Here is a 20,542-nt window from a genome sequence, read left to right as displayed (position 1 = left end):
AGTTTCGGAGTAAATTATGTATGAAAATAAAAATAATTTAAAGCACATACTCCTGGTAGGTGACAACGGTATTAACAACCAGTTTATTCAACGAGAAATAGGGAAATACAGTGATTTTTCTTTTAGCAGAGAATGTATTTTAAGCATTGAGCGCTCTCGTAATCATAAAACGTTCGATGTCGTTCTCATTAGCTACTTACTCTTGGAAAATATCGAAGATATCAACATCATCTTATCAAAAATAGAGTCCAGTAAATGGGTAGTCTATGACGTTCCCTCAGATATTACCGGACAGAGTATTACCGTAATGCAACTATTCAACCTGTTTAATATAAAGGGGATGATTTATCAAGATGCTCCTATTGAACACCTTACACGTTGTTTAAAAACAGTATGTGATGACGATCTATGGCTACCTAGGAAGTTAATGTCACATATTTTATCCAATGCATGCTCTTATACTTTCAAGCCTCAGGTAATACTGTCTAACCTGACGAAAAGAGAGGCTCAGATATTTAAACGAGTTGTCAGAGGAGATTCAAATCTAGAGATATCAAGTGAACTATTTATTTCAGAAAGCACGGTAAAAACGCACGTATACAACATATACAAAAAAATAAATGTCACCAATAGAAAAGAAGCGATAAGAAAAGCACATTTTATCAATAGTTTAGAGACTATTATACAACCAGACATATAGTTGAAATTATGAACATAAAAATGCCGATTGTAGTTTTTTTTTCAAACAGACGTATTAGAATTTAAGCCCTTGAAAGGTGACCTGATATTATTCAGTTCCTCATAGAATCACTGTCAGGATAATAAACGAAGTTTAAATCGAATCGTCTGTGGTTTAATCACATTTTAAAAAGTAGAAAAACATCCCGCCCTATAAAATACGAGTCGAACTTGTAAACTCACGAAAACATCACTTCTGCAGCCCCTCTACTTACCTAACAGAGCAAAAAGTACGCTTTAACTGTTAACACCATTAGCATCTATAGCAATTCAGACTTGAGCTTCCCCTTAGGGTAAGCCTTATTGTCATGTTTTTAACTGGAGTAAAAACATGACTTATCAATCCTTCGCTTTACTATTACTCACTCTTTCCCCTAGCCTTCATGCCTCTGATTCTGGCGATCCTGAACTGGGTAAAATGAAATCACCAAGTTGCGTTTTCTGTCATAGCCCCACGGGTGAAACAAGTAACACTGATTACCCCAAACTTTCGGGTCAAAATTCAACTTACCTCTATAACACGATGAAAGCATACCAAAGCGGAAATAGACAAGGCGACTACGCAGAAATGATGCGAGTTCAGCTCAGTAAGCTCGATGATCAAGACTTGAGAGATATGGCGGCTTTTTATTCATCTCAAGATAATGGTTCCAGAACTCATGTATTAGATGGAAATTAGTAAAAAGTCCCAATATTCAATTGGGACTTACTCCCTAAGGGATGAATTAAGAAGCTCCATTATCCATAAATTCTTTCTCCGTCAGGTATGCTTCAACAATCTTCTCAGCAGATAGGTCGATGTCTTCAGTCGAAGTATGGCAGCTCAGAACAGAGAACAGCATCGTCTTCAAACCTTTGTAACCCGAAGTTGATGGATATAATGTTCCCTCTTCCTGTAAACGGTGAACTACTCGATCTGTTAGTTCATTGCGGTAAGTGTCATCGCCTTCACCAAATTGTGCTGAGAAACGATTAGAAATAACATCATTCAAAATCGTAATACCTTGCACGGATGAAAGCTTATTCGCCATACGCTGAGCTAACTCAGTACAACGATCAATGTGTTCAACAATCCCTTCTTTGCCTAATGATTTGAACGCTGCATACACAGGAACGCCACGTGCTCTTCTTGATGCAGAAATACCAAAATTAATCGCATTTCGATCTGGTTTTTCCATTGCATCATTAAGGTAGTCACCCATGTTACTACCGCCCATCGCTTTAGATAGTGCCGCTGCATCTTTTACGATGATCATTCCACTGTCATACGGCATGTTGAACCATTTATGCCCGTCAGTATCAATAGAATCTGCGCGTTCAATACCTGCTAATAAATACTTTTGTTTATCACTTGCGGCAGCCCATAAACCAATTGCACCATCTACGTGAAGCCACGCGTTGCCGTGGTTCTCGACAGCATCAGCCAACTCATTAAATGGGTCGAAAGCACCGGAATCAATACAGCCAGCTTGAGCGCAAACAAGCGTTGGGCCTTCTAAGCCTGAAATAATTTCTTTTAAGTTATCTGAGATAATACGTAAGTTATCGTCAGTTGGTACTTTGACAATCGTTTCAAGACCAATGCCAATCATGGATAGCGCGCGCTTGATCGTTGAATGAATTTGATCGCTGACAACAACGTTAATACGAGGAGCTCCAAACAAGCCTTTTGTCACCACATCCCAACCAGCGCGTTCAAGCAGTGTATTGCGGGCTGTAATCAAACCGGTGTAAATCGCTTCTTGAGCACCAGAAGTGAAACCTACCGCCGTACCTTTATTTAAACCTAGTAGCTCAACCATCCACTCTGCAGCTGTTTCTTCAACAACAGACATAGCAGGGCTAGAAACGTAATAAGGCACATTTTGGTCCCAAGCACTCACGAGCCAATCGGCTGCTAGTGAAGCGGGAAATGAACTGCCAATCGCGTACCCAAAGAAACGTGCACCACCAGATGCCATTAAACCAGCATCGACATTCTTTACCATGTCATTAATCACTTGTGATGGGTCTGTTGGTCGCAATGGTAAATCCCCGCCGATAGCTTCACGTAACGCTTGTGAGGTTGTACCTTTGTCTACCGGTCTATCTGCTAAAGACTCTAGGTAAGAAACTGCATGTTTGAGAGAGCTTTCAAGTGGTAAGCGATATTCATTAAAACGGTGTGACATGATGATTCCTCTATTTGTTGTCTACCCAATAATGTTATTGGATCAGAGCGTTTAGGAATTGTCATATCGCGCCACGGGAATGCGATTTAATAAAGTTCATATATCCAGCACAAAAACGAGAAACCAAAGACGAACTTTTCTAATCAATGTATAGAGTTTTGAGTCAATCATATAATTACCCCTCACTGACAGAAAACTATAACCCTTGATGTTGGCTGCGGAACTGTGAAGGAGTAAACCCTGTTTTGCGTTTAAAGAAACGAGTGAAGTTAGCAGATTCACCATACCCGATATTGGTTGCTATTGACGTTATTGAGTCGTCCGAGTACTTCAGCCGAACCTGAACTTCATTTAGAATAAGATCATCCAATACTTCGCGATAAGTTACACTTGCGCCGAATAAGCGCCTCTGGATAGTCCTAGGACTCATTCCCAGTATGTTCGCAGCCGTTGATATGGGTAACTTTCCCATCGACAAATATGGTTGCATGGCATGTTTGAATGAGCACAAAAAATCACTAGGTATACCTTCTCGATCTATGACCTCTCTTCCTGAATTTTTTATTAAGTTAACTTTTTGACTCAAAATTTTGTTATTTAGACGAATACCTGTGACTGAGCGGAGTGTAAAAAACTGAACATGTGCTAACTGTGAGCATTCAAAAAAGCACTCCGTATGTGGGCTGACAATTGTCACATACTTTTCTTTGCTGTTGTGTTTTGTCAAAGCTGTTATCAACTCATCCAGGAAAATGAACGAGAATATTTCCGCGTACTTAAACCAGTCTTGTGTCGCACCCTCTTTTTCGCGAACTAACCAGTAACAATCATTATGGAGCTTTAACGATATTTTAACTCCGCTTGAGTAATATCGAATGATTTCACAGAATTCTTCTAGCGCTTCTTTTACAGTGCCCTCCCTTGCTTTAACCAACTGAGCAATCACGCCCGGTATATAGGTGTTCTTACACATTAACCAAACACGAGTCACAAATGTGTCCAACGAAACACTTTCACCAAACATTCTGATTATGTTGAGTAAAACAGTCTCAGGTATAAACGGGAATTCACATCTTTGTATGTCAACCGGTGCTTTAACACCAGTAATCAAAGAATAAACATTAATATCTCTTTCACTAAAGAGTTCAGCCAGGTCATGAACACAATCTGTGCGAACAAGTGGTACTCCTCTATTCGGTAACGCCATACGTTAGGACCTTCTTTATAATTAGATGTTTCTCGTTTGATATGTTGACAGTCGTGCCTAAGAATTAGAAAACCCCTTACTTGGCAAATCAAATAAGGGGTTAGATTCATACTATTTAGTTATATTTAATATAAAGCACCTTTCGTAGGCTATTGCATCGACTCTTATCCAGAGGGTCTCCTAAATAATCGCCACCTTCTGCAGCCCTTTTCATTAATAACGCTCTTGCACGTTCATCACTAAGTAGATCTCGGTACTTTTCATAGGTTTTCAGTTTGAGAATTTTATATTTCGAATTTTGGCTAGGGTCAGAAAAGTTATCGTAGCAGTAATTCATAGCACCTGAGTTTGCGCCAATCTTACTGGCATCTGTGATTGCATACACGTTGGAAATCAACACAATCATAGAGAATGCGAGAATCTTTATCAGTTTCATATCCAGTACCCTTTAACGTTAATCTTGTTTCAATTGCAGTTCTCGAACCTCTTAATTGGCTGCAATTAATGTTCAAAATCCATGTTAATCATTCATCTAACGTCATGCTTGCCATTTGGTGACACATCAAAAATAACCAATTTAATTAATACTGATTTGACTCTGCCTAGCATATGTTTCAATTTCATCACGAAAATAAAAAAACCGATGTCACGACATGGCCATTAAATCAAGATATTTGATCTTATTTTTATCTTAAAAATAGTTCACTCTCTCATTAATAACGTGATGGTTCATTGATGGGAGTAGAACACCTAACTCCCTACATATCAGAATCTTAAATTGAGAGCCTCACATGTCAGAAATAAAAAAAATCGGCACTGAAACGCAAAAAAAGAAACCAATCAATAAAGTAAAAATAGCGACAAACAGTCTGTTGGCATTCACCATACTTTCTATTGGTATCGCTGTAGTTTCAGACAGGATTATTCCAACTACCGACAACGTTAGAGTTGAAGGCAACGTCATTTCCTTAAAACCACAAGTATCAGGTTTAATAGAACAAATTAATATTACAGCAAACACTAAAGTAGAGAAAAATGACGTGTTGCTCAAAATTGTCTCTACCGACTATGAGATAGCCGTTAAACAAGCAGAAGCAAAATTGAAGATAGCCGGGCAGCAAGTTGGGGCGCAAATGGCCAGTATTATTTCCGCTCAAGCACAACTCACGACATCGTTAGTTGCACAACAAAATGCTCGGCGTCAGGGTCAACGAGTATTAGCGATGGCAGACAAAGGGGTTGTATCAAAGTCAGATGCAGATACAACACGTGCCACGATTGATAAAGCTAATGCTGAGGTCATGAACGCTCACGCTAATCTAGAAAAAGCTAAAGCTCAAGTGGGTTCAGAGGGAGAGGAAAATGCACAAATACAATCAGCACTACTTGAATTACAAAAAGCCCAATTAGACTTATCGCGCACAACCCTATCAGCGCCTTCAGATGGTGCGGTAACCAACTTGAATTTATCAGAAGGTTCATACGCTTCTTCAGGCTCTCCATTAGTCACCTTCGTCGAAAGCGACAATTTATGGCTTGAAGCTTATTTTCGAGAGAATAGTCTCGGTAACATAAAGCCAGGCGATGATGTTGAAATCGCATTAGATCTTGCTCCAGGCACTACGTTCAAAGGCACAGTTTCTTCAATCGACCTGGGAGTCACATGGGGTAAAAACGAACAACTTGGCGACCTTGCGAGTGTACAAAACCAAAATGGATGGTTAAGAGACACACAACGTATTCCAGTTACGATCAAAATAAACGAACCATCAGCGATCCAATCAATGCGAATTGGAGGCCAAGCAGATGTCATCGTTTATACTGGCGAAAACACTCTATTCAACCTACTAGGAAAATTCTGGATTAACGTAGTGAGCTTGTTCTCTTATGTTCGATAAAATAGAACAAGCACAAGAGCGTAGTATTTTTCGCTACGTCACGACAGTCGGCTTGGCAACATTCCTTGCACTATGGTTTAACTGGCCATTAGCTTTTTGTACGCCACTTCTGACCGCAAAATTTATCACTGATAAACCTCAATTTCATATTCTCCATGTCAAACAGTTGGCCTATGCGCTTCTATCCACCGCTGTAATTGGATTCGTAGTATCAACGGGACTACCTGAGTATAAAATTGCCTTTCTTTCTATACTCACACTCGGGATGCTTTGGGCATACTATTTATTTACCGACCCTAAATGGGTCATGTTCGCAACATTCTTAATGATCGAACTGATATTACTTCCATCTATAACGATAATCGATCAAGCATCCGCGCTGAATGTAGGAATCGGTTTTGCGTTTTCAGGCACTTTGGCCGTCGCTTTGTATGCCCTTTCACACGTTTATTTTCCCGAAGAAGAGAAGACGGACTTTGTTGGCTTTCCCGTATCTCCACTTACCAAAGAAATGCGATGGACAGCCGCTATACGCGCATGGGTGATTTCATTTCCACTCGTATGCTTTTACTTCTATTTCCAACTTTCACAGATACTGCTTACCGTTGCATTTGTAATGTTATTATCGTTAATGGCAAGCAGCGAAACGTCCGGTAAGACCGCGTTATCTTTCACAGTAAGTAACATCCTCGCAGGCCTGATTTCATTCGTCACTTTTCTCATCATATCTTTAGCACCTAATATGTATGTATATATGATGGTTGTACTCAGTGTCATTGCGCTTTTCGGAATAAAGATTTATACCGTTCCACAAAAGGCGCCTATATATATTACGGCCTTTACCGGATTCAATGTACTTATGGGAACATCAATAAGCAGCGGCGCGTTGGATGACAAGTTTTACGTTCGTATTTTCCAGCTATTTTTAGTCTTGCTATACATGGTATTTATGACCTATTTCTTAGAGTCACGAACTAGGAAATAACCCGTCAAAAATCAACTTTCAGTCGTTCGTACAATCTCATCCATTGTTACTAGGTGTTGTTAAATGGCTGGGAAACTCCTGCCATATCTAGTCATGTGACAGCCACAGCCCCTAGATAACACCGTAAAGACATAGCTTCAGGTACAACATAGCGCTTTACACGCCCTAGCGAACCCTTACAATGTGCAGCAAATATATTTATCAAGGTTTATCTCTATGTCTATTCAATGGTTTCCGGGTCACATGCATAAAGCCCGCAAAGAAATCGAAGAAGTTATCCCACAGGTTGATGTGATCATCGAAGTACTGGACGCTCGTATCCCGTTCAGTAGTGAAAACCCAATGATCTCTTCACTGCGCGGCGATAAGCCTTGTGTAAAAGTGTTGAACAAGCGCGATCTTGCCGATCCTGAGCTTACTGAACGTTGGATTGAACATTTCGAGAAAGAGCAAGGCGTTAAAGCGATTGCGATTACCACCAGCGTAAAAGAAGAAGTTAACCACGTCATGGAACTAGTTCGTAAACTAGCACCGCACCGTGAACAAATGGGTAAGAACATCCGAACGATGATTATGGGTATCCCGAACGTGGGTAAATCGACCATCATCAACTGCTTGGCTGGACGTACGATTGCGGTAACGGGTAACCAACCTGCGGTAACTCGTCGCCAACAACGTATCAACCTGCAAAACGGCGTGATCCTTTCAGACACTCCAGGGATCCTTTGGCCTAAAGTAGAAAATCCACACAGTGGTTTCCGTTTAGCCGCTACCGGCGCGGTGAAAGATACGGCAATGGAATACGATGAAGTGGCCTTCTACACAGTCGAGTACCTAGCGAAACAGTACCCTCACCTTCTACAAGAACGCTACCAAATTGAAGAGCTGCCAGAGTCTGACATCGAGTTGATGGAAGCGATTGGTCGTAAACGCGGTGCACTTCGTGCAGGTGGTCATATAGACATTCACAAGTGTTCGGAAATCCTACTTCACGAACTTCGCAACGGTACTTTAGGTAAAGTAACGCTAGAACTACCAGAGATGATTACCAAAGAATTGGTTGAAGTAGAAGAAGCGGCTGCGCTGAAAGCTGAGCAACAGATTAAGAAGAAAGAAGAGCGCCGTAAACGTTACTTGAAGAACAAGCGCTAATCGCTATTAGTTTTTGTTAATCTGCATTAGTTTCTGTTAACCAGTCTTACACCAACCTCTAATATATTCACGCTCTATCGATAATAGGGCGTGAATATTGCGTTCTACCGTTTGTTGATCTAGCTAACATACTGACAAATCTATAGAAACGGTCATTTACAATCCCAAAGACTGTGACATACTACGCAAATTATTGTGTATCAATCTCGGTTAGTTTCTCAATGCGCTCTTATTCTGGGTTCAAGAATCAAAGATTTAAAACCTATTTCGATAATGAAATTTATTTGCCGTATATAAATTTCATCTACATTCCAATCTCAATATTCTGTGCTTTCATTGTTACCGACTACATCCACTTTGGTACAGAGTGCGTAACCCCTATCATTTTCCGAGTCATACTTTTTCTATTGATGATGGCCGTCGCCAGATACTGCATTACAAATAAACCCAACGTTTTAGAACTCGTAGAAAGTACCTTCCTTGTAATTAGCTCGCTTTTCTTGGTCTATGTAGGTCGACTCGCTATTGAGTTGAACAATTTCGATTACCAAGGTGGCATCATTCTCGTAATGATCTACATCGGAACCTTTTCAAGACTGTCTGCTAAATACAGCATCACTACTCTGTCGTTTATGTTTTTGGCTTATCTCATCGGCCTTGCTCCAATACTTTATGAGGCAGAGCCAAAGCATGAGATCGAAACAATTTCCGTTTATATTTCAGCTTACATCCTAATCTCAGCGGCCTGTATAAGGCGAGACTTAGAAGTACACAAACGTTTTGCTCAATCCGAACAACTGCGCAAACAAGCGATTCAACTTCGCAAGCAATCTAATATGTTTGAAGCCCTTTCTTATCAAGATGCGCTAACGGGTTGCTACAACCGCCTTTATCTTCATCAGGTGATCGAACCAAGCATAGACCGTCAGTTGTCCATTACATCGATCATGATAGATATTGATCATTTCAAATCGATTAACGACACCTACGGCCACCAAATGGGTGATATGGTGATCAAAGAACTGGCCGATGAGATTCAAAAAAGGCTACCAACCAGCAGTAACTGCTTTCGATACGGCGGTGAAGAGTTTTTAGTGATGGTCCAAGGAGAAACTGAGGCTTCAATTGAATCGCTAGTTAACTCCCTATTAGGATCTCCTTCTCTCCTTCGGTTAGAAGTAACGATTTCAATCGGTGTGAAACATGCGTCACAGGCTCTCGGCTCTGTCGAACAACTTATCGACGATGCCGATCAAGCACTCTACATTTCGAAGAAAAGCGGTAGAAATAAGATCACATGGAGTGATTAATCACACAGTATTTCACGCGCGTTAGCGATTCATTATAACGACCATTAATCCAATCAAAAAAGCCCCGAACAATTGAATGCTCGGGGCTTTTGTCTTCGTTCTTCGGCTTTAAAGTGACTTCAGTAATTATAGTTACTTAAATAAGAAGCTACTAAGAATACACAACGCTCGCTGTTTTCTGTTCAAGTTCAACGGGAGAGCTCCAAGAAATCACTTTTTCATTCACTTGGCTGCCACATGGTGCGTTCCAAACTTGCTCTAGTTCTTCTTTGCCACCAATTGCCTGATAAAAAGCAATCGCTTGGTGGTTCTCAGACATCACCTCTAGGTAAAGCCCCGAATCAGAATAGTATTGCTGCAACCACTTTGATAATTCAGACAATAGACGCTTGCCAACACCACGACCGTGGTAATTATTGTCTACGTGTAACGCATCAATGAACGTGCCACGTTCAAAGTTGTGATTACCAAACGCGCAGACGAAACCAACCAGTAAACCGCCTTCTTCAAGCAATAAAACATGTTGGTTGAAAGGAGGATTAATCAAACGAGTCTGCCAAATAACAGATCTGTCCTCCAGAACATCATTTTCTAGGTAATCATCAGCAAGAATGCCACGGTAATATAGCTTCCAGCTATCCGCGTGTAATTGGGCAATCCGCTCATAATCTTTATATTCAGCTACCTTAATTTCCATTTATTAGCCCTTAGTACTTCCATTTATGACTTGCTACTACATTTCACACTACCTTTATACAATATTTAAGCAAAACATACTAATACACGTTTACACTTTCAATATTGACTTACACGTGTACGCTGATATTCTAGCGAACAGATGTAAGCTCAATGGAAATTTACTAATGAATAGTGCCGATAAACCATCAACAAAAAAGCCACCACTAATCTGGCTCAATATTTTTGTATTCTCTTTTAGCATGCTGTTAGCTGTTGTCGCGGCTCCCGTTTATGGCTACTTTTTTGGCTATGGTATGGAGCACTGGATATGGCTAGCGATCTGTTTTACGTTCTGTAACCTTTCTATCACGACGGGTTATCACCGCTTATGGTCGCACAAAGCATTTGAAGCGCATTCAAGCCTAAGATTTCTATTTGCATTAGGTGGCGCATTTGCTCTACAAAACAGCGCGCTACACTGGTCTTCTGATCACCGTGTGCACCACAAGCATGTCGATAACAACGACAAAGACCCATACTCAGCAAAGCGTGGCTTTTGGTATTCGCACATAGGCTGGATGATTCGTAATTACAACACTGCAATGTACACAGATTACGAAAATTGTCGCGACCTAAAAAAAGATAAGATTGTTATGTGGCAGCACAAGCATTACGTTTTATTAGCATTACTTATGAACTTCGGTGTTCCAATCGCATTAGGTGTAATTTACGGTGACGTGCTTGGCATGTTGTTAATTGTGGGTGCAGTTCGTTTGGTCCTCAACCACCACACCACATTCTTCATTAACTCTCTTGCTCACATCTGGGGTAGCCAACCTTTTACCGACAAAAATACAGCGCGTGACAACGGTGTGCTAGCGGTACTCACTTTTGGCGAAGGCTACCACAACTTCCACCACATCTTTGAGAACGACTACCGTAACGGCATCTACTGGTGGCAATACGATCCAACAAAATGGTTGATTAAGAGTGCTTCTTTAATGGGCTTAGCAAGCAAGCTTAAGAAAACACCACAAGCTCGTATTGAAAAGGCAGAAGCATCAATGTTATTAAAGCGCACGCAGCAAAAAATCATGCACCGTGCCGATAAGCAACAAATCGCGGAAAAGCTTCAACAAGAGTTCGATGCGCTTGTATCAAACATGAACGAATACTACGAAGTCAAAAAGCAGCTAATTGAAAGTAAACGCGAAGACGTTGTGAAAAAGTACGAACACTCAGTACTTAAGGTTCGTTACCAACAAATCAAAATGAATTTTGAACAGCAGAAGAAAAATTGGGCGATGACGGTGGAACAATATGCTTAAGGGCAAATAATACACTTAACACGCCAATAACAACGCTGTTTGATTCTTATTCAAAAGCCCTCATATTGCTATGAGGGCTTTTTTAATTCACAGCTCTAATTAAACCCATGAATTTTAAGTCTTTATTCTAATAAAAGATACTAGTTCCAAATGTCACATTTTCAATGCAACAAGATGTCACCTTGGGGCTCTACCTGTGACAAGTATCACTTATAGAATGATGTCCATCTCATAATATGCGCGTCCCAAATTTCTTTCAGCAAATAGCGGACCCACTTTATGAAAATGTTAAAATCATCCCTGGCCCTTGCAATTTCTACTTCCTTTTTATTTGGTTGCGGTGACGAAACAACTAATAACTACTACCCTCAAGAACCAACCGTACCATCTTCTACAGAAGCTAAAATCGCCGTATTCAACCTGTCTTTTGACCGTTATACCTACGAAGATCTTGTAGCTGAAATGAAACTGACTAAGCCAGAGCAAGACGCATTGGTTGAAGGCTGGGAAAATGATACTTTGTCTGAAGAAGCCAAAGCCACCGCTCTTAAAGTAATCCAGATTCGTAACGTAGCTGCAATCATCCAGACTGAACGCCCAGAAGTAATCATGATGGCGGAGTTTAACAACGATGGTACAGCTGAAAATAACGATGCTCTTGTCGGTTTCCGCTTGAACTACCTATCTGTATCTCAAAATTCAAATAGCTTTGATCAAGACGGCACTCAGTTAGATCCAATCGTATTCCAGTACTTTGCCAACTTCGCGACCAACACTGGCCTTTTAAACGAATTTGGTTTTGACCTAGATAATGACGGTAATCCGGGGCAACTACCAGGCGATGCATGGGGCTTTGGTACCTACCACGGACAATATGCGTTCGCTCTAATGTCTATGTATGAAATTGATCACGACAACATTCGTACTTTCCAAAAGTTCAAATGGAGCGATATGCCTTCGGCTACCATGCCAACTATCACCAACTGTAACGATTCTTGGAACCCTATCCCAGATGGCATGGAGTGTGGTGACGACTGGTATACTGCTGAAGAGTGGGCAGAAGTTCGCCTTTCTTCTAAAAACCACGTTGATGCACCAATCCTAATCCCTCAAGAAGACGGTACCTCAGAGACGATTCACCTACTTATGTCTCACCCAACGCCACCTATTTTCGACACGGGTAAGAACAAGGTTCAAAATGCAGATGAAGTTAATTTCTGGGTCGATTACATCGATGGTCAAAGCTACATGTACGACGATAAAGGCGTGACTGGCGGATTAAGTACAGACGCTAAATTCGTTGTTATGGGCGACCTTAACGCTGACCCTCTTAAAGGTGATGGTGATTTGACAGCAATCAAGGCACTGATGGACCACGACAAAGTTAATCGGTTAGCGACGTTCGGTCCATTAGCACCTGCCAGCCTTGGTGGCCCAGAATGTCTAGCTCTTGGCGAATGTAAAGAAGCAAACTGGGATACTCCATACCCTGGTCAAGTGACCAGCACGAGCGGACTACGCCTTGATCATGTTGTACCATCAGAAAACCTAACGATTTCAGACTCTGGTATTTACTGGCCAGCAACGTTCGAAGACGGCCGTCTATTAATGAATGACGAACGTGTAGGTAATTACGGAAACGGTAAGGACATATCTTCTGACCACCGTATGGTTTGGATTAAAGCAGAAATCAACAACTAATACTTTCGAATAAACTCTATCATCCATGTCCGACTATTATAGTCGGGCATTTTTTATTAAAGAGACTGGCTTTAATTATGGATTAAAGTATCCATAGTAATTGGATCTAGCCAATCTTTACCCCTCTCATTCAACTGCTTATATTAATTACACTTACCGAGTGGAACACTGAGGATAAAGAATGAGCAAACTGACTATTATTGCAACGATCGTCACTAAAGAAGACAAAACTGAGCTTGTTAAATCAGAGATGATTAAATTGATCGATAAAACCCGTGTTGAAGATGGCTGTATTAACTACGATCTGCACCAAGATAACAGTAACCCTGCTCACTTCGTTTTTCATGAGAACTGGGAGTCTGAAGCTCATCTAGAGAAACACTTAGCGAGCCAACACATTGCAGAGTATGTAGCTGCGACTGAAGGTTGTATTGAAACCTTCGTGCTTAATAAAATGACGCACATAGCCTAACTAGCCAATGCAGCACTGATATAAATGACAAACCCTGCTCAACCGATTATTGAAAAGCGCACTCGTGGTTACCTTGCCAATAATACGGTGTTTGAATACAGCCGTAACTACTTCACGTCTAACGATTACCGATTTACTTTGGTCGCAAGACGCCAGAGATAATACTCATCAGCGAGTTTCTATAGTCGTAATATGACCAACACAGAGAGCGCCTGTTCTCTGTGTTTCTATGCTGTTATCTCAATCATAAACCTAACTTTCTCCCCAAAATATTCCTAAACCAATATCAAGCAACCTCACAAAAGATCATTCACGTTCATTTAAATACTGTTCGCGCACTTTGAACATAAACTAAGCGCCAAATGACAAGAACAACAGTCGACAGGAATGTAGATGAATACCAAACAACTTGAGGACGCTGTAAGCGAAGTGAGCTTATTCAATCAGCACCTCCACTTAATCCAATCCGTGCATACCATTCCGACCCCAAAAATGAATTGGGAGTCGATTGCGATGGAACCTGCGCCGGCAATGCCAACGGTCCGATTCGATCATAAAGTCAAAGCCATGGAAGCACTCGATGAGTACAAGCCTAACTGGCTAGATATGCTGTTGGGCAGCAAGTCGAAGTTGTACACCCTGACCAACAATATTGAGCGTGCCGCCGAAAAAGACATCGAACAATACAAAACTGAGTTTGTAAGTTGGGTTCAACACTACAGCTACTGGGCCAAAGGTAATCAGTTGTCGAAAGGCATTTTAAACAACGATAGTCGCGCCAAGCTTTCTGCCCTTTCAGAAGCGCAACAGAACCCTATAAACGCCGCTGTAGTCGACACCAAGCTGATAAACCACAACTTTAATACCTACAAGAATGGTCACCTGTTAGAAATCAACATTCAGGTTAATAAGCACAACGTGATTCCTAAAGAGAAAAAGGTACTGTGCCAAGGCGAAGTAAAGTTAGAGACTCTATCCCTTTCAGAAAGCAACGCCTTATATCGTGAGTATGTGTGTAGCTGTATTCTTAAATGTGCGCAGGACTCTTTCAATGTCTTACCCGAGACAAGCGTCGTGATCAATGTTGAACAAATCTCAGCAGACCATTCCAATGAAACCATTCTTTCGTGTCATATCGAAAAAGGGTTACTGGAATTCTTATTGATTGAAGATGACAAGCCCTCTGAGATCCTTGAATTCTTTGTTCATATCGAAGATTTCAACCCTCATAGAGGCAACGGGTTTTCTGCGATCAAAACCATCTTCTCGCCTTTGCCTATCGCGTCGTAACTCGCTCGACCTTACGGTTCAATCATTGACTACTCATCACGACTAACCCTTGGTTGGTCGTGTTAAATCACTTTATATACCTAACCATTATGTCGACACACACTACCTCACAAACAATGCGCCCATTAACAAGCACAGTTTCATACACACATTCCCTAGCAAAGCTACCTATAGTTCTAATCGCTATCTCTATGCCCGTATTTGCCGAAGAGGTTGATGAAGTGGTACTCGAAGGCGACGTCGTATTAAGCGAAGGTTCTGAGTTAAAAGAAGAAGCTGAAGAATCTCCTTTTACAACCCTGACTAAGCTTGGGTTTATCTACTCGCAAAACACCAGTTCATCTTTGTCGATCAACTCTGGAATCTCTGTTGGATACAAAAAAGAGAACTGGGGGCAGCGAGTTCAGTTCGACACCTACTATACCGATGCTGAAAATGATGAAGATGGTACTAATCGTTATACCACCAACTATGGCATTAGCTATGACCTGAACGAAATAACCTATTTGGTCGCCACAACACGTTTTGAACACGACCACTTTGGTACTTATCGTAAGCAATTCATAACAGCTACAGGACTGGGTCGCCACTTTTATGATACTGAAAGAATCAAACTCCAAGGATCTGCCGGTCCGGGTTACCGAATCAGTAAACGACAGTCTTCTGATGAAGAGTTTCCAAACAAAGAGAACTATGAACTGATCGTCAATGCCAATATTGATGGGTCATTAACCCTAACAGAAACGTTTTCTATGGGGGCGACGGCTAACATGGCTTACGGTGAAGAGAACACCAACTACAACTTGAAAGGCTATCTGAAAAATATTTTGATGGGCAATTTGGCGCTAACTTTTGATACCGAATACATTTACAACACCACCGTTGCGTCAGACCAAAGTAACGCTGAAATCTACAGTTCAATGAATCTAAACTACGATTTCTAACCGTCCGCACCGCTCATTTCGCTTAATCTAGAAACCCCTATAGCAAAAGGCCCTCACAACGAGGGCCTTGAAGTATTTAACTTAAACTTAAACTTAAACTTAAACTTAAACTTAAAGTATATCGCTATGCTGCTTTCGTTCTCAAGCGAGCTAATATGTCCATCTGTTTTAGGTTCGCCATACCGACGTAAGCGACTGGCACTAAGAACAGTGAGAAGAAGGTTCCGGCAGTCAAACCTCCGACCAACACTAAACCAATATTGATACGGCCTAGTGAACCCGGACCATCCGCGAGTGCCAGTGGCAATGAACCGAGGATCATGGTGAGTGATGTCATCAAGATAGGACGCAATCTTGAACGCGCACTGCTGATCGCCGCCTCTTGAGCACTTGCACCCGATTTACGTTTCTCGTTAGCAAATTCCACCAGTAAAATACCATGTTTGGTCACTAGCCCAACCAGAGTAAGCAAGCCGATTTTTGAGTAGATATTAAGGCTTTGGCCAAATATCGATAGCGTCAGAATCGCACCCACGATACACAACGGAACCGTTAGCAGGATGATCATCGGATCAACAAAGCTTTCAAATTGCGCCGCCAAAATCAGGAAGATGAAAATTAACGCCAATACAAACAACACCTGTGCACCGGCTGTTGAATCAACGAGGTCTTTTACAATTCCATTGAACTCGTAGCTCTGTGCGGGTTTCAATAAGCTCGGCACCATGTCGTCGATATAAGCTTTCACATCGCTCGCTGTATATCCGGGCATTAAGTCAGCCGTAATTTCAGCGCTGTCTTTGCCCATGAATGTCTTGAAGTTCGATTCTGATGTCACTTGTTTAATCGATACAAACTGAGACAAAGGAAGCCTTTGGCCAGACTGTGAGTCCACATACAGCTTATCGAGAACCTTAAAGTCGCCGAGATCCTTTCGGTTAACTTGAACTTGAATGGGGTATGTATAACCGTCATCGGCTTGTAAATCTGCCGCTTTCACTGAACCTAAGAAAGTAGATAGCGCATTGGTGACATTACTGTAATCCACGCCAGACAACACAATCGCATTGCGGTCAATCGACAAGTCATAACGCAATTGGTCGCGTAACATCGAATTTTTAATGTTGGTCACGCCCTCATAACTCTCAAGCGCCTCAACGACTTCACTTGCGGTTTCAGACAACACCGAGGTGTCGCGGTTAACCGTCGTCAGCTCAAGGATCATATTGGTCGCTATGCTTAAGTTATCTGCAGAGCGAACCTTGAAAGACATGCCGTAGGCAGAGACTGAACTTTGCGCTTTAGCGATAAACTCGTTCACCAACTCATCGGCTGACTGGTCACGTTCGCCCCATGATTTCAATAAAACGTGATTGGTCGGAGTCCCTTCGATGTAAGATAAATTCGCTTCTACTGAATTATCACCTTTGAACACACTGTTAAGCTGCTCGTTGTTGTCTAGGTGATACTGACGTCCGACCCCTGTAGGAGGCGTTGAAGTGACCTCAACAAAACCAGTATCTTCCGTTGGAAGCAACACTTGAGGCATTGTCCAAACCGCCAAAGCAGACAGAGTAATCAACACCAAGGCAATACCACTCATCAGTGTTTTACGCTCAAACCATTTGCTAAGTTCCTTGGTGTACAAGTCAGATAGAACATTCAGCTTCGCATCAACTTTTTTGTACCACCTTGCCGGCTTTGTAACTGGCTTCATTAAGTAAGCACACATCATGGGCGAGAGCGTTAAAGCAACAAACCCAGAGATGATCACTGCTGCTGCTAACGTGAAAGCAAATTGTCTAAATAGGTCGGCGGTTAAGCCCGACATCAAACCAATAGGGAGATACACGACTGCTAAAGTCAGCGTCATCGCTATCACAGGAAAGACGATCTCTCGGCACCCTTTGATTGCCGCATTAAAAGGGGTTTCGCCCTCTTCGATATGTCGGTAACAGTTTTCAGCAACGACGATGGCATCATCGACGACCAAACCAATCGCAAGAATGATGGCCAAGATAGTCAGCACGTTGATACTAAACCCGAGCACATGCATAACTGCAAACACACCAATCACACAGACTGGGATCGTGATAATAGGAATAGACGCCACACGAACTGAACCAAGGAACAACACGACAACGGCTGAAACAAGAACAATCGCCTCAACCAAAGTCATGAAACCTTCGTCAATTGCGGTTTTAATGAAATCAGCTTGGTTGTAGACCATCTTCATCTCAATGCCTTCTGGCAACTGAGGCTGAATCACATCTATTTGCTTCTTAACCTTATTGGCAACAATCACTGGGTTTTCACTTTTCAGTGGCAGTACCTGAATCGACATTGCTAAGTTGTCATCGACTCGAAGAATACTCGGGGTTAGGCTTTCTTCTCCCATTTTAACTTCTGCAATATCGCCTACACGAATGATCTTGCCGTTATCAACACGAATCACCAAATCTCGCACATCATCAACACTGGTCACTTGGTTGACCGGGTTAATAGAGAAATCTCTCACCTGACCTTTGATAGTACCCGCGGTAAATGTCGCGTTGTATGAGCTTAATGTACCAACTACATCCGATGCACTCATGTTAAGCGCCATCATGCGATCGGGTTGAAGCCAAACACGCACCGCCTTTTCACTGCCGCCGTACGGTCCCCAAATACCGCCAACGCCTTGTATATGCTTAAACTGAGGCACAACCTGTTGGCTAATGTAGTCGTACATATCTTGCTTCGACATCTTGCCAGTATTGACAAAAGTGATGATGTTACTGGGCATACTGGTGTCAGAAGAGTCATCCGTTACCGTTGGCTTATCCGTCATACTTGGCGGAAAATCGCCAATCGCTTCGACACTGCTGCGCAGATTGTTCATCAAACTGGTGTATTCGACATCATCAATGTCATCTTCAAAGATGATTTTTAGATTACACGTACCTTCCTGACAGTCCGTCGTCATGGTTTTCACACTGTCGAGACCGGTTGCAGCGGTAATCAGTTTGTCGGCCACGTTACGTGACATGAACTCTGCGCTCGCACCATTAATCGCCGCGGTTACGGTCGCTGACGGTGTTTTATGTTCAGGGAAATATTGGATCGATAGTTTCTGAAATGACAGCATGCCAAATAAAACAATTGCGATACTCAGTACTGAAGCAAAAACTGGATGCTTAATACAAATCTCAGGAAGCTTCATTCAGATTCTCCTTCGTTACGGCTTCCTTGCTCTGGGTTTCCTTACTTTGGATTTCCTTGCTTAAAGTTTCCTGGCTTAGGGTTTCGCTCGATAACGGCTCAACAGTCGCGCTTACCTCTGCTTGCTCGGTGTTTTCGTTGATCGCTTCGTCTACACCTTTCGATGCATCTGTCCAATCAACCGAAGGCTCTACCGGATGTTGTTCATCCACCTTTGTTACGCTCTTTTCTACTTTAGGATCAACAGTCTGCTGAGTGTCTTCTTTGTCTGTCGGTTCCGTTATTAACTCAACGGTTTTCTGTTCAACATTTGGGTTCATTACCTTAACCAACGACGCTTTCTTGAGATTCTGTTGTCCCGTCACTACAACCTTATCACCCAGTTTCAAGCCTTTCTCGACAACAACGTATCCGTCGTTAGTATTTACGCCCAATTCAACAATGCGTTGTTCGATCTTTTCGCCATTCACAACCCACACAAAGCGCTCAGCATCTTTTACTTGAACGGAATTTTGGGAAACCACCATCTGCGTTGTGTCTTCGCTCGTCATTTGGCTTACTTTGGCAAACATACCTGGAACCAAGCGATGGTCTGGGTTGGTTACGTGCGCGTGTACTTCTACACGGCCTGAACTCTCGTCCACCGCGGGGGCAATGTAATCCACTACGCCAGAAAAGGCTTCATCGACAAAAGCATCAACTTGGATGGAAACGTTCTGTCCAAGCTGCGCGTTACCTAAATCCGACTGTCCAATGGAATACTGAACTTCGACAGGATCGAGTTTGATCAAGCTCACCAGCGCGGTTGCGCTATCAATCTTACTGCCCACTGAGTGGGTAAAATTAGTTAACTGCCCATCAAATGGCGCTACCAATAAATAGTCATTCATCAGCGCTTCTTTCTGACGGTAATCCGCTGCTGCTAGATTCGCCTGCTCTCCCAGTTCTTCCACATCTTGTTGAGACATAGAGTCAGGCTGTTTCTTTAGTAATTCTTGTACTCGCTTTAATTTCGACTTTGCCAGAGCGAGCGAGCTTCTTGCTTTGTCTAAATCGGCTTTCGCTTTGGTATTGTCCAATTGAGCGATCAGTTCGCCTTTTTTAACTGAATCTCCATCTTTGAAATGGATGTTGAGAATTTTGTCGGAGGCACTAAATGTCAATGCAGCAGAATCCGTTGCCCTGATTTTGCCAACCTCGTTGATTGAAGATGTGAATGCTTGTTTGTGCGCTTTTTCGATAGTCACAGGAATCAAGTTTGAGTCTTGGGCAAACGATGGAGAGATATGTAAGGCAAACAGTGCCAGACAGATTGTTTTACTAAGCTTTGTAAATTTCATTTTTAATAACCATAACCGTTGAATTCGTCTGAATTAAAACGTTTTTCTAAGCAGCTATTTCTTACTTAATGAGCTTCCAGCTATTTAAATAATGCTAAAACAGCTAATAATGAGAAAAGGGCTCAAC

The 20,542-nt window shown here is 42.0% G+C and carries 17 protein-coding genes and 1 pseudogene; 12 read left to right on the top strand and 6 right to left on the bottom strand.

The window, feature by feature from the left end:
• The first annotated feature begins 16 nt into the window (after positions 1-16).
• Positions 17-700: a response regulator transcription factor gene (locus AC3CIA_RS22290; protein ID WP_488519092.1), complete on the top strand. Its 684-nt coding sequence runs from the start codon at positions 17-19 to the stop codon at positions 698-700.
• Positions 701-1,069: 369 nt separating this feature from the next.
• Positions 1,070-1,417 carry a c-type cytochrome gene (locus AC3CIA_RS22285; protein WP_488519091.1) on the top strand — a complete coding sequence of 116 codons (348 nt, stop codon included), beginning with the start codon at positions 1,070-1,072 and terminating at the stop codon, positions 1,415-1,417.
• Between the two features lie 46 nt (positions 1,418-1,463).
• Here the strand turns inward: AC3CIA_RS22285 and AC3CIA_RS22280 are convergent, their stop codons facing one another.
• From AC3CIA_RS22280 to AC3CIA_RS22270, 3 genes are all read right to left on the bottom strand, one after another.
• Positions 1,464-2,909 (bottom strand): pyridoxal phosphate-dependent decarboxylase family protein, encoded by a 1,446-nt coding sequence (locus AC3CIA_RS22280; protein ID WP_474357314.1) that lies wholly within the window; start codon positions 2,907-2,909, stop codon positions 1,464-1,466.
• 196 nt (positions 2,910-3,105) lie between these two features.
• A complete protein-coding gene (locus AC3CIA_RS22275) occupies positions 3,106-4,116 on the bottom strand; it encodes a helix-turn-helix domain-containing protein (RefSeq protein ID WP_171313408.1) in 1,011 nt (336 codons plus the stop codon).
• Positions 4,117-4,231: 115 nt separating this feature from the next.
• Positions 4,232-4,552, bottom strand: a complete 321-nt coding sequence (locus AC3CIA_RS22270; RefSeq protein ID WP_474357312.1) for a hypothetical protein — start codon at positions 4,550-4,552, stop codon at positions 4,232-4,234.
• A 355-nt stretch (positions 4,553-4,907) separates the two neighbouring features.
• On the opposite strand from AC3CIA_RS22270, the gene AC3CIA_RS22265 reads away from it, so the two are divergent.
• The 4 genes from AC3CIA_RS22265 to AC3CIA_RS22250 all read left to right on the top strand — a co-directional run bounded on the left by AC3CIA_RS22265 (position 4,908) and on the right by AC3CIA_RS22250 (position 9,461).
• Entirely contained in the window at positions 4,908-6,014 is a 1,107-nt protein-coding gene (locus AC3CIA_RS22265) for an HlyD family secretion protein (RefSeq protein ID WP_114635278.1), read from the top strand.
• Positions 6,004-6,999, top strand: coding sequence for a DUF2955 domain-containing protein (locus AC3CIA_RS22260; protein ID WP_488519090.1), 996 nt, complete (start codon positions 6,004-6,006; stop codon positions 6,997-6,999). The genes AC3CIA_RS22265 and AC3CIA_RS22260 overlap by 11 nt, the downstream gene beginning before the upstream one ends.
• Before the next feature lie 216 nt (positions 7,000-7,215).
• Positions 7,216-8,151 carry a ribosome biogenesis GTPase YlqF gene (gene ylqF / locus AC3CIA_RS22255; protein ID WP_054545545.1) on the top strand — a complete coding sequence of 312 codons (936 nt, stop codon included), beginning with the start codon at positions 7,216-7,218 and terminating at the stop codon, positions 8,149-8,151.
• 284 nt (positions 8,152-8,435) lie between these two features.
• Positions 8,436-9,461, top strand: a complete 1,026-nt coding sequence (locus AC3CIA_RS22250) for a GGDEF domain-containing protein (protein ID WP_171329618.1) — start codon at positions 8,436-8,438, stop codon at positions 9,459-9,461.
• Between the two features lie 151 nt (positions 9,462-9,612).
• On the opposite strand, the gene AC3CIA_RS22245 is transcribed toward AC3CIA_RS22250, so the two are convergent.
• Positions 9,613-10,158 (bottom strand): GNAT family N-acetyltransferase, encoded by a 546-nt coding sequence (locus tag AC3CIA_RS22245; RefSeq protein WP_004731280.1) that lies wholly within the window; start codon positions 10,156-10,158, stop codon positions 9,613-9,615.
• A gap of 166 nt (positions 10,159-10,324) precedes the next feature.
• On the opposite strand from AC3CIA_RS22245, the gene AC3CIA_RS22240 reads away from it, so the two are divergent.
• The 6 genes and pseudogenes from AC3CIA_RS22240 to AC3CIA_RS22215 all read left to right on the top strand — a co-directional run bounded on the left by AC3CIA_RS22240 (position 10,325) and on the right by AC3CIA_RS22215 (position 15,874).
• A complete protein-coding gene (locus AC3CIA_RS22240; protein WP_004731281.1) occupies positions 10,325-11,467 on the top strand; it encodes an acyl-CoA desaturase in 1,143 nt (380 codons plus the stop codon).
• Between the two features lie 279 nt (positions 11,468-11,746).
• Positions 11,747-13,168 carry an endonuclease/exonuclease/phosphatase family protein gene (locus tag AC3CIA_RS22235; RefSeq protein ID WP_488519089.1) on the top strand — a complete coding sequence of 474 codons (1,422 nt, stop codon included), beginning with the start codon at positions 11,747-11,749 and terminating at the stop codon, positions 13,166-13,168.
• Between the two features lie 181 nt (positions 13,169-13,349).
• On the top strand, positions 13,350-13,640 hold the full coding sequence (locus tag AC3CIA_RS22230; protein ID WP_488519088.1) for a putative quinol monooxygenase: 291 nt from the start codon (positions 13,350-13,352) through the stop codon (positions 13,638-13,640).
• A 30-nt stretch (positions 13,641-13,670) separates the two neighbouring features.
• A pseudogene (locus tag AC3CIA_RS22225) lies at positions 13,671-13,802 on the top strand (transcriptional regulator); the annotation flags it as partial.
• A 231-nt stretch (positions 13,803-14,033) separates the two neighbouring features.
• Positions 14,034-14,930: a hypothetical protein gene (locus AC3CIA_RS22220; RefSeq protein WP_488519087.1), complete on the top strand. Its 897-nt coding sequence runs from the start codon at positions 14,034-14,036 to the stop codon at positions 14,928-14,930.
• A gap of 191 nt (positions 14,931-15,121) precedes the next feature.
• Entirely contained in the window at positions 15,122-15,874 is a 753-nt protein-coding gene (locus AC3CIA_RS22215; RefSeq protein ID WP_102512069.1) for a DUF481 domain-containing protein, read from the top strand.
• Positions 15,875-15,998: 124 nt separating this feature from the next.
• Here AC3CIA_RS22215 and AC3CIA_RS22210 read toward each other — a convergent pair whose 3' ends face one another.
• Positions 15,999-19,076, bottom strand: coding sequence for an efflux RND transporter permease subunit (locus tag AC3CIA_RS22210; RefSeq protein WP_488519086.1), 3,078 nt, complete (start codon positions 19,074-19,076; stop codon positions 15,999-16,001).
• Complete coding sequence (locus AC3CIA_RS22205; RefSeq protein ID WP_488519085.1) at positions 19,063-20,415, bottom strand: efflux RND transporter periplasmic adaptor subunit; 1,353 nt, start codon at positions 20,413-20,415, stop codon at positions 19,063-19,065. The genes AC3CIA_RS22210 and AC3CIA_RS22205 overlap by 14 nt, the downstream gene beginning before the upstream one ends.
• Between the last annotated feature and the right edge of the window lie 127 nt (positions 20,416-20,542).

This window comes from Vibrio sp. QJM3NY_27 (assembly GCF_057785955.1).
The sequence above is the reverse complement of the archived record's forward strand: the minus strand, read 5'-3'. Positions and strand labels throughout refer to the sequence as shown.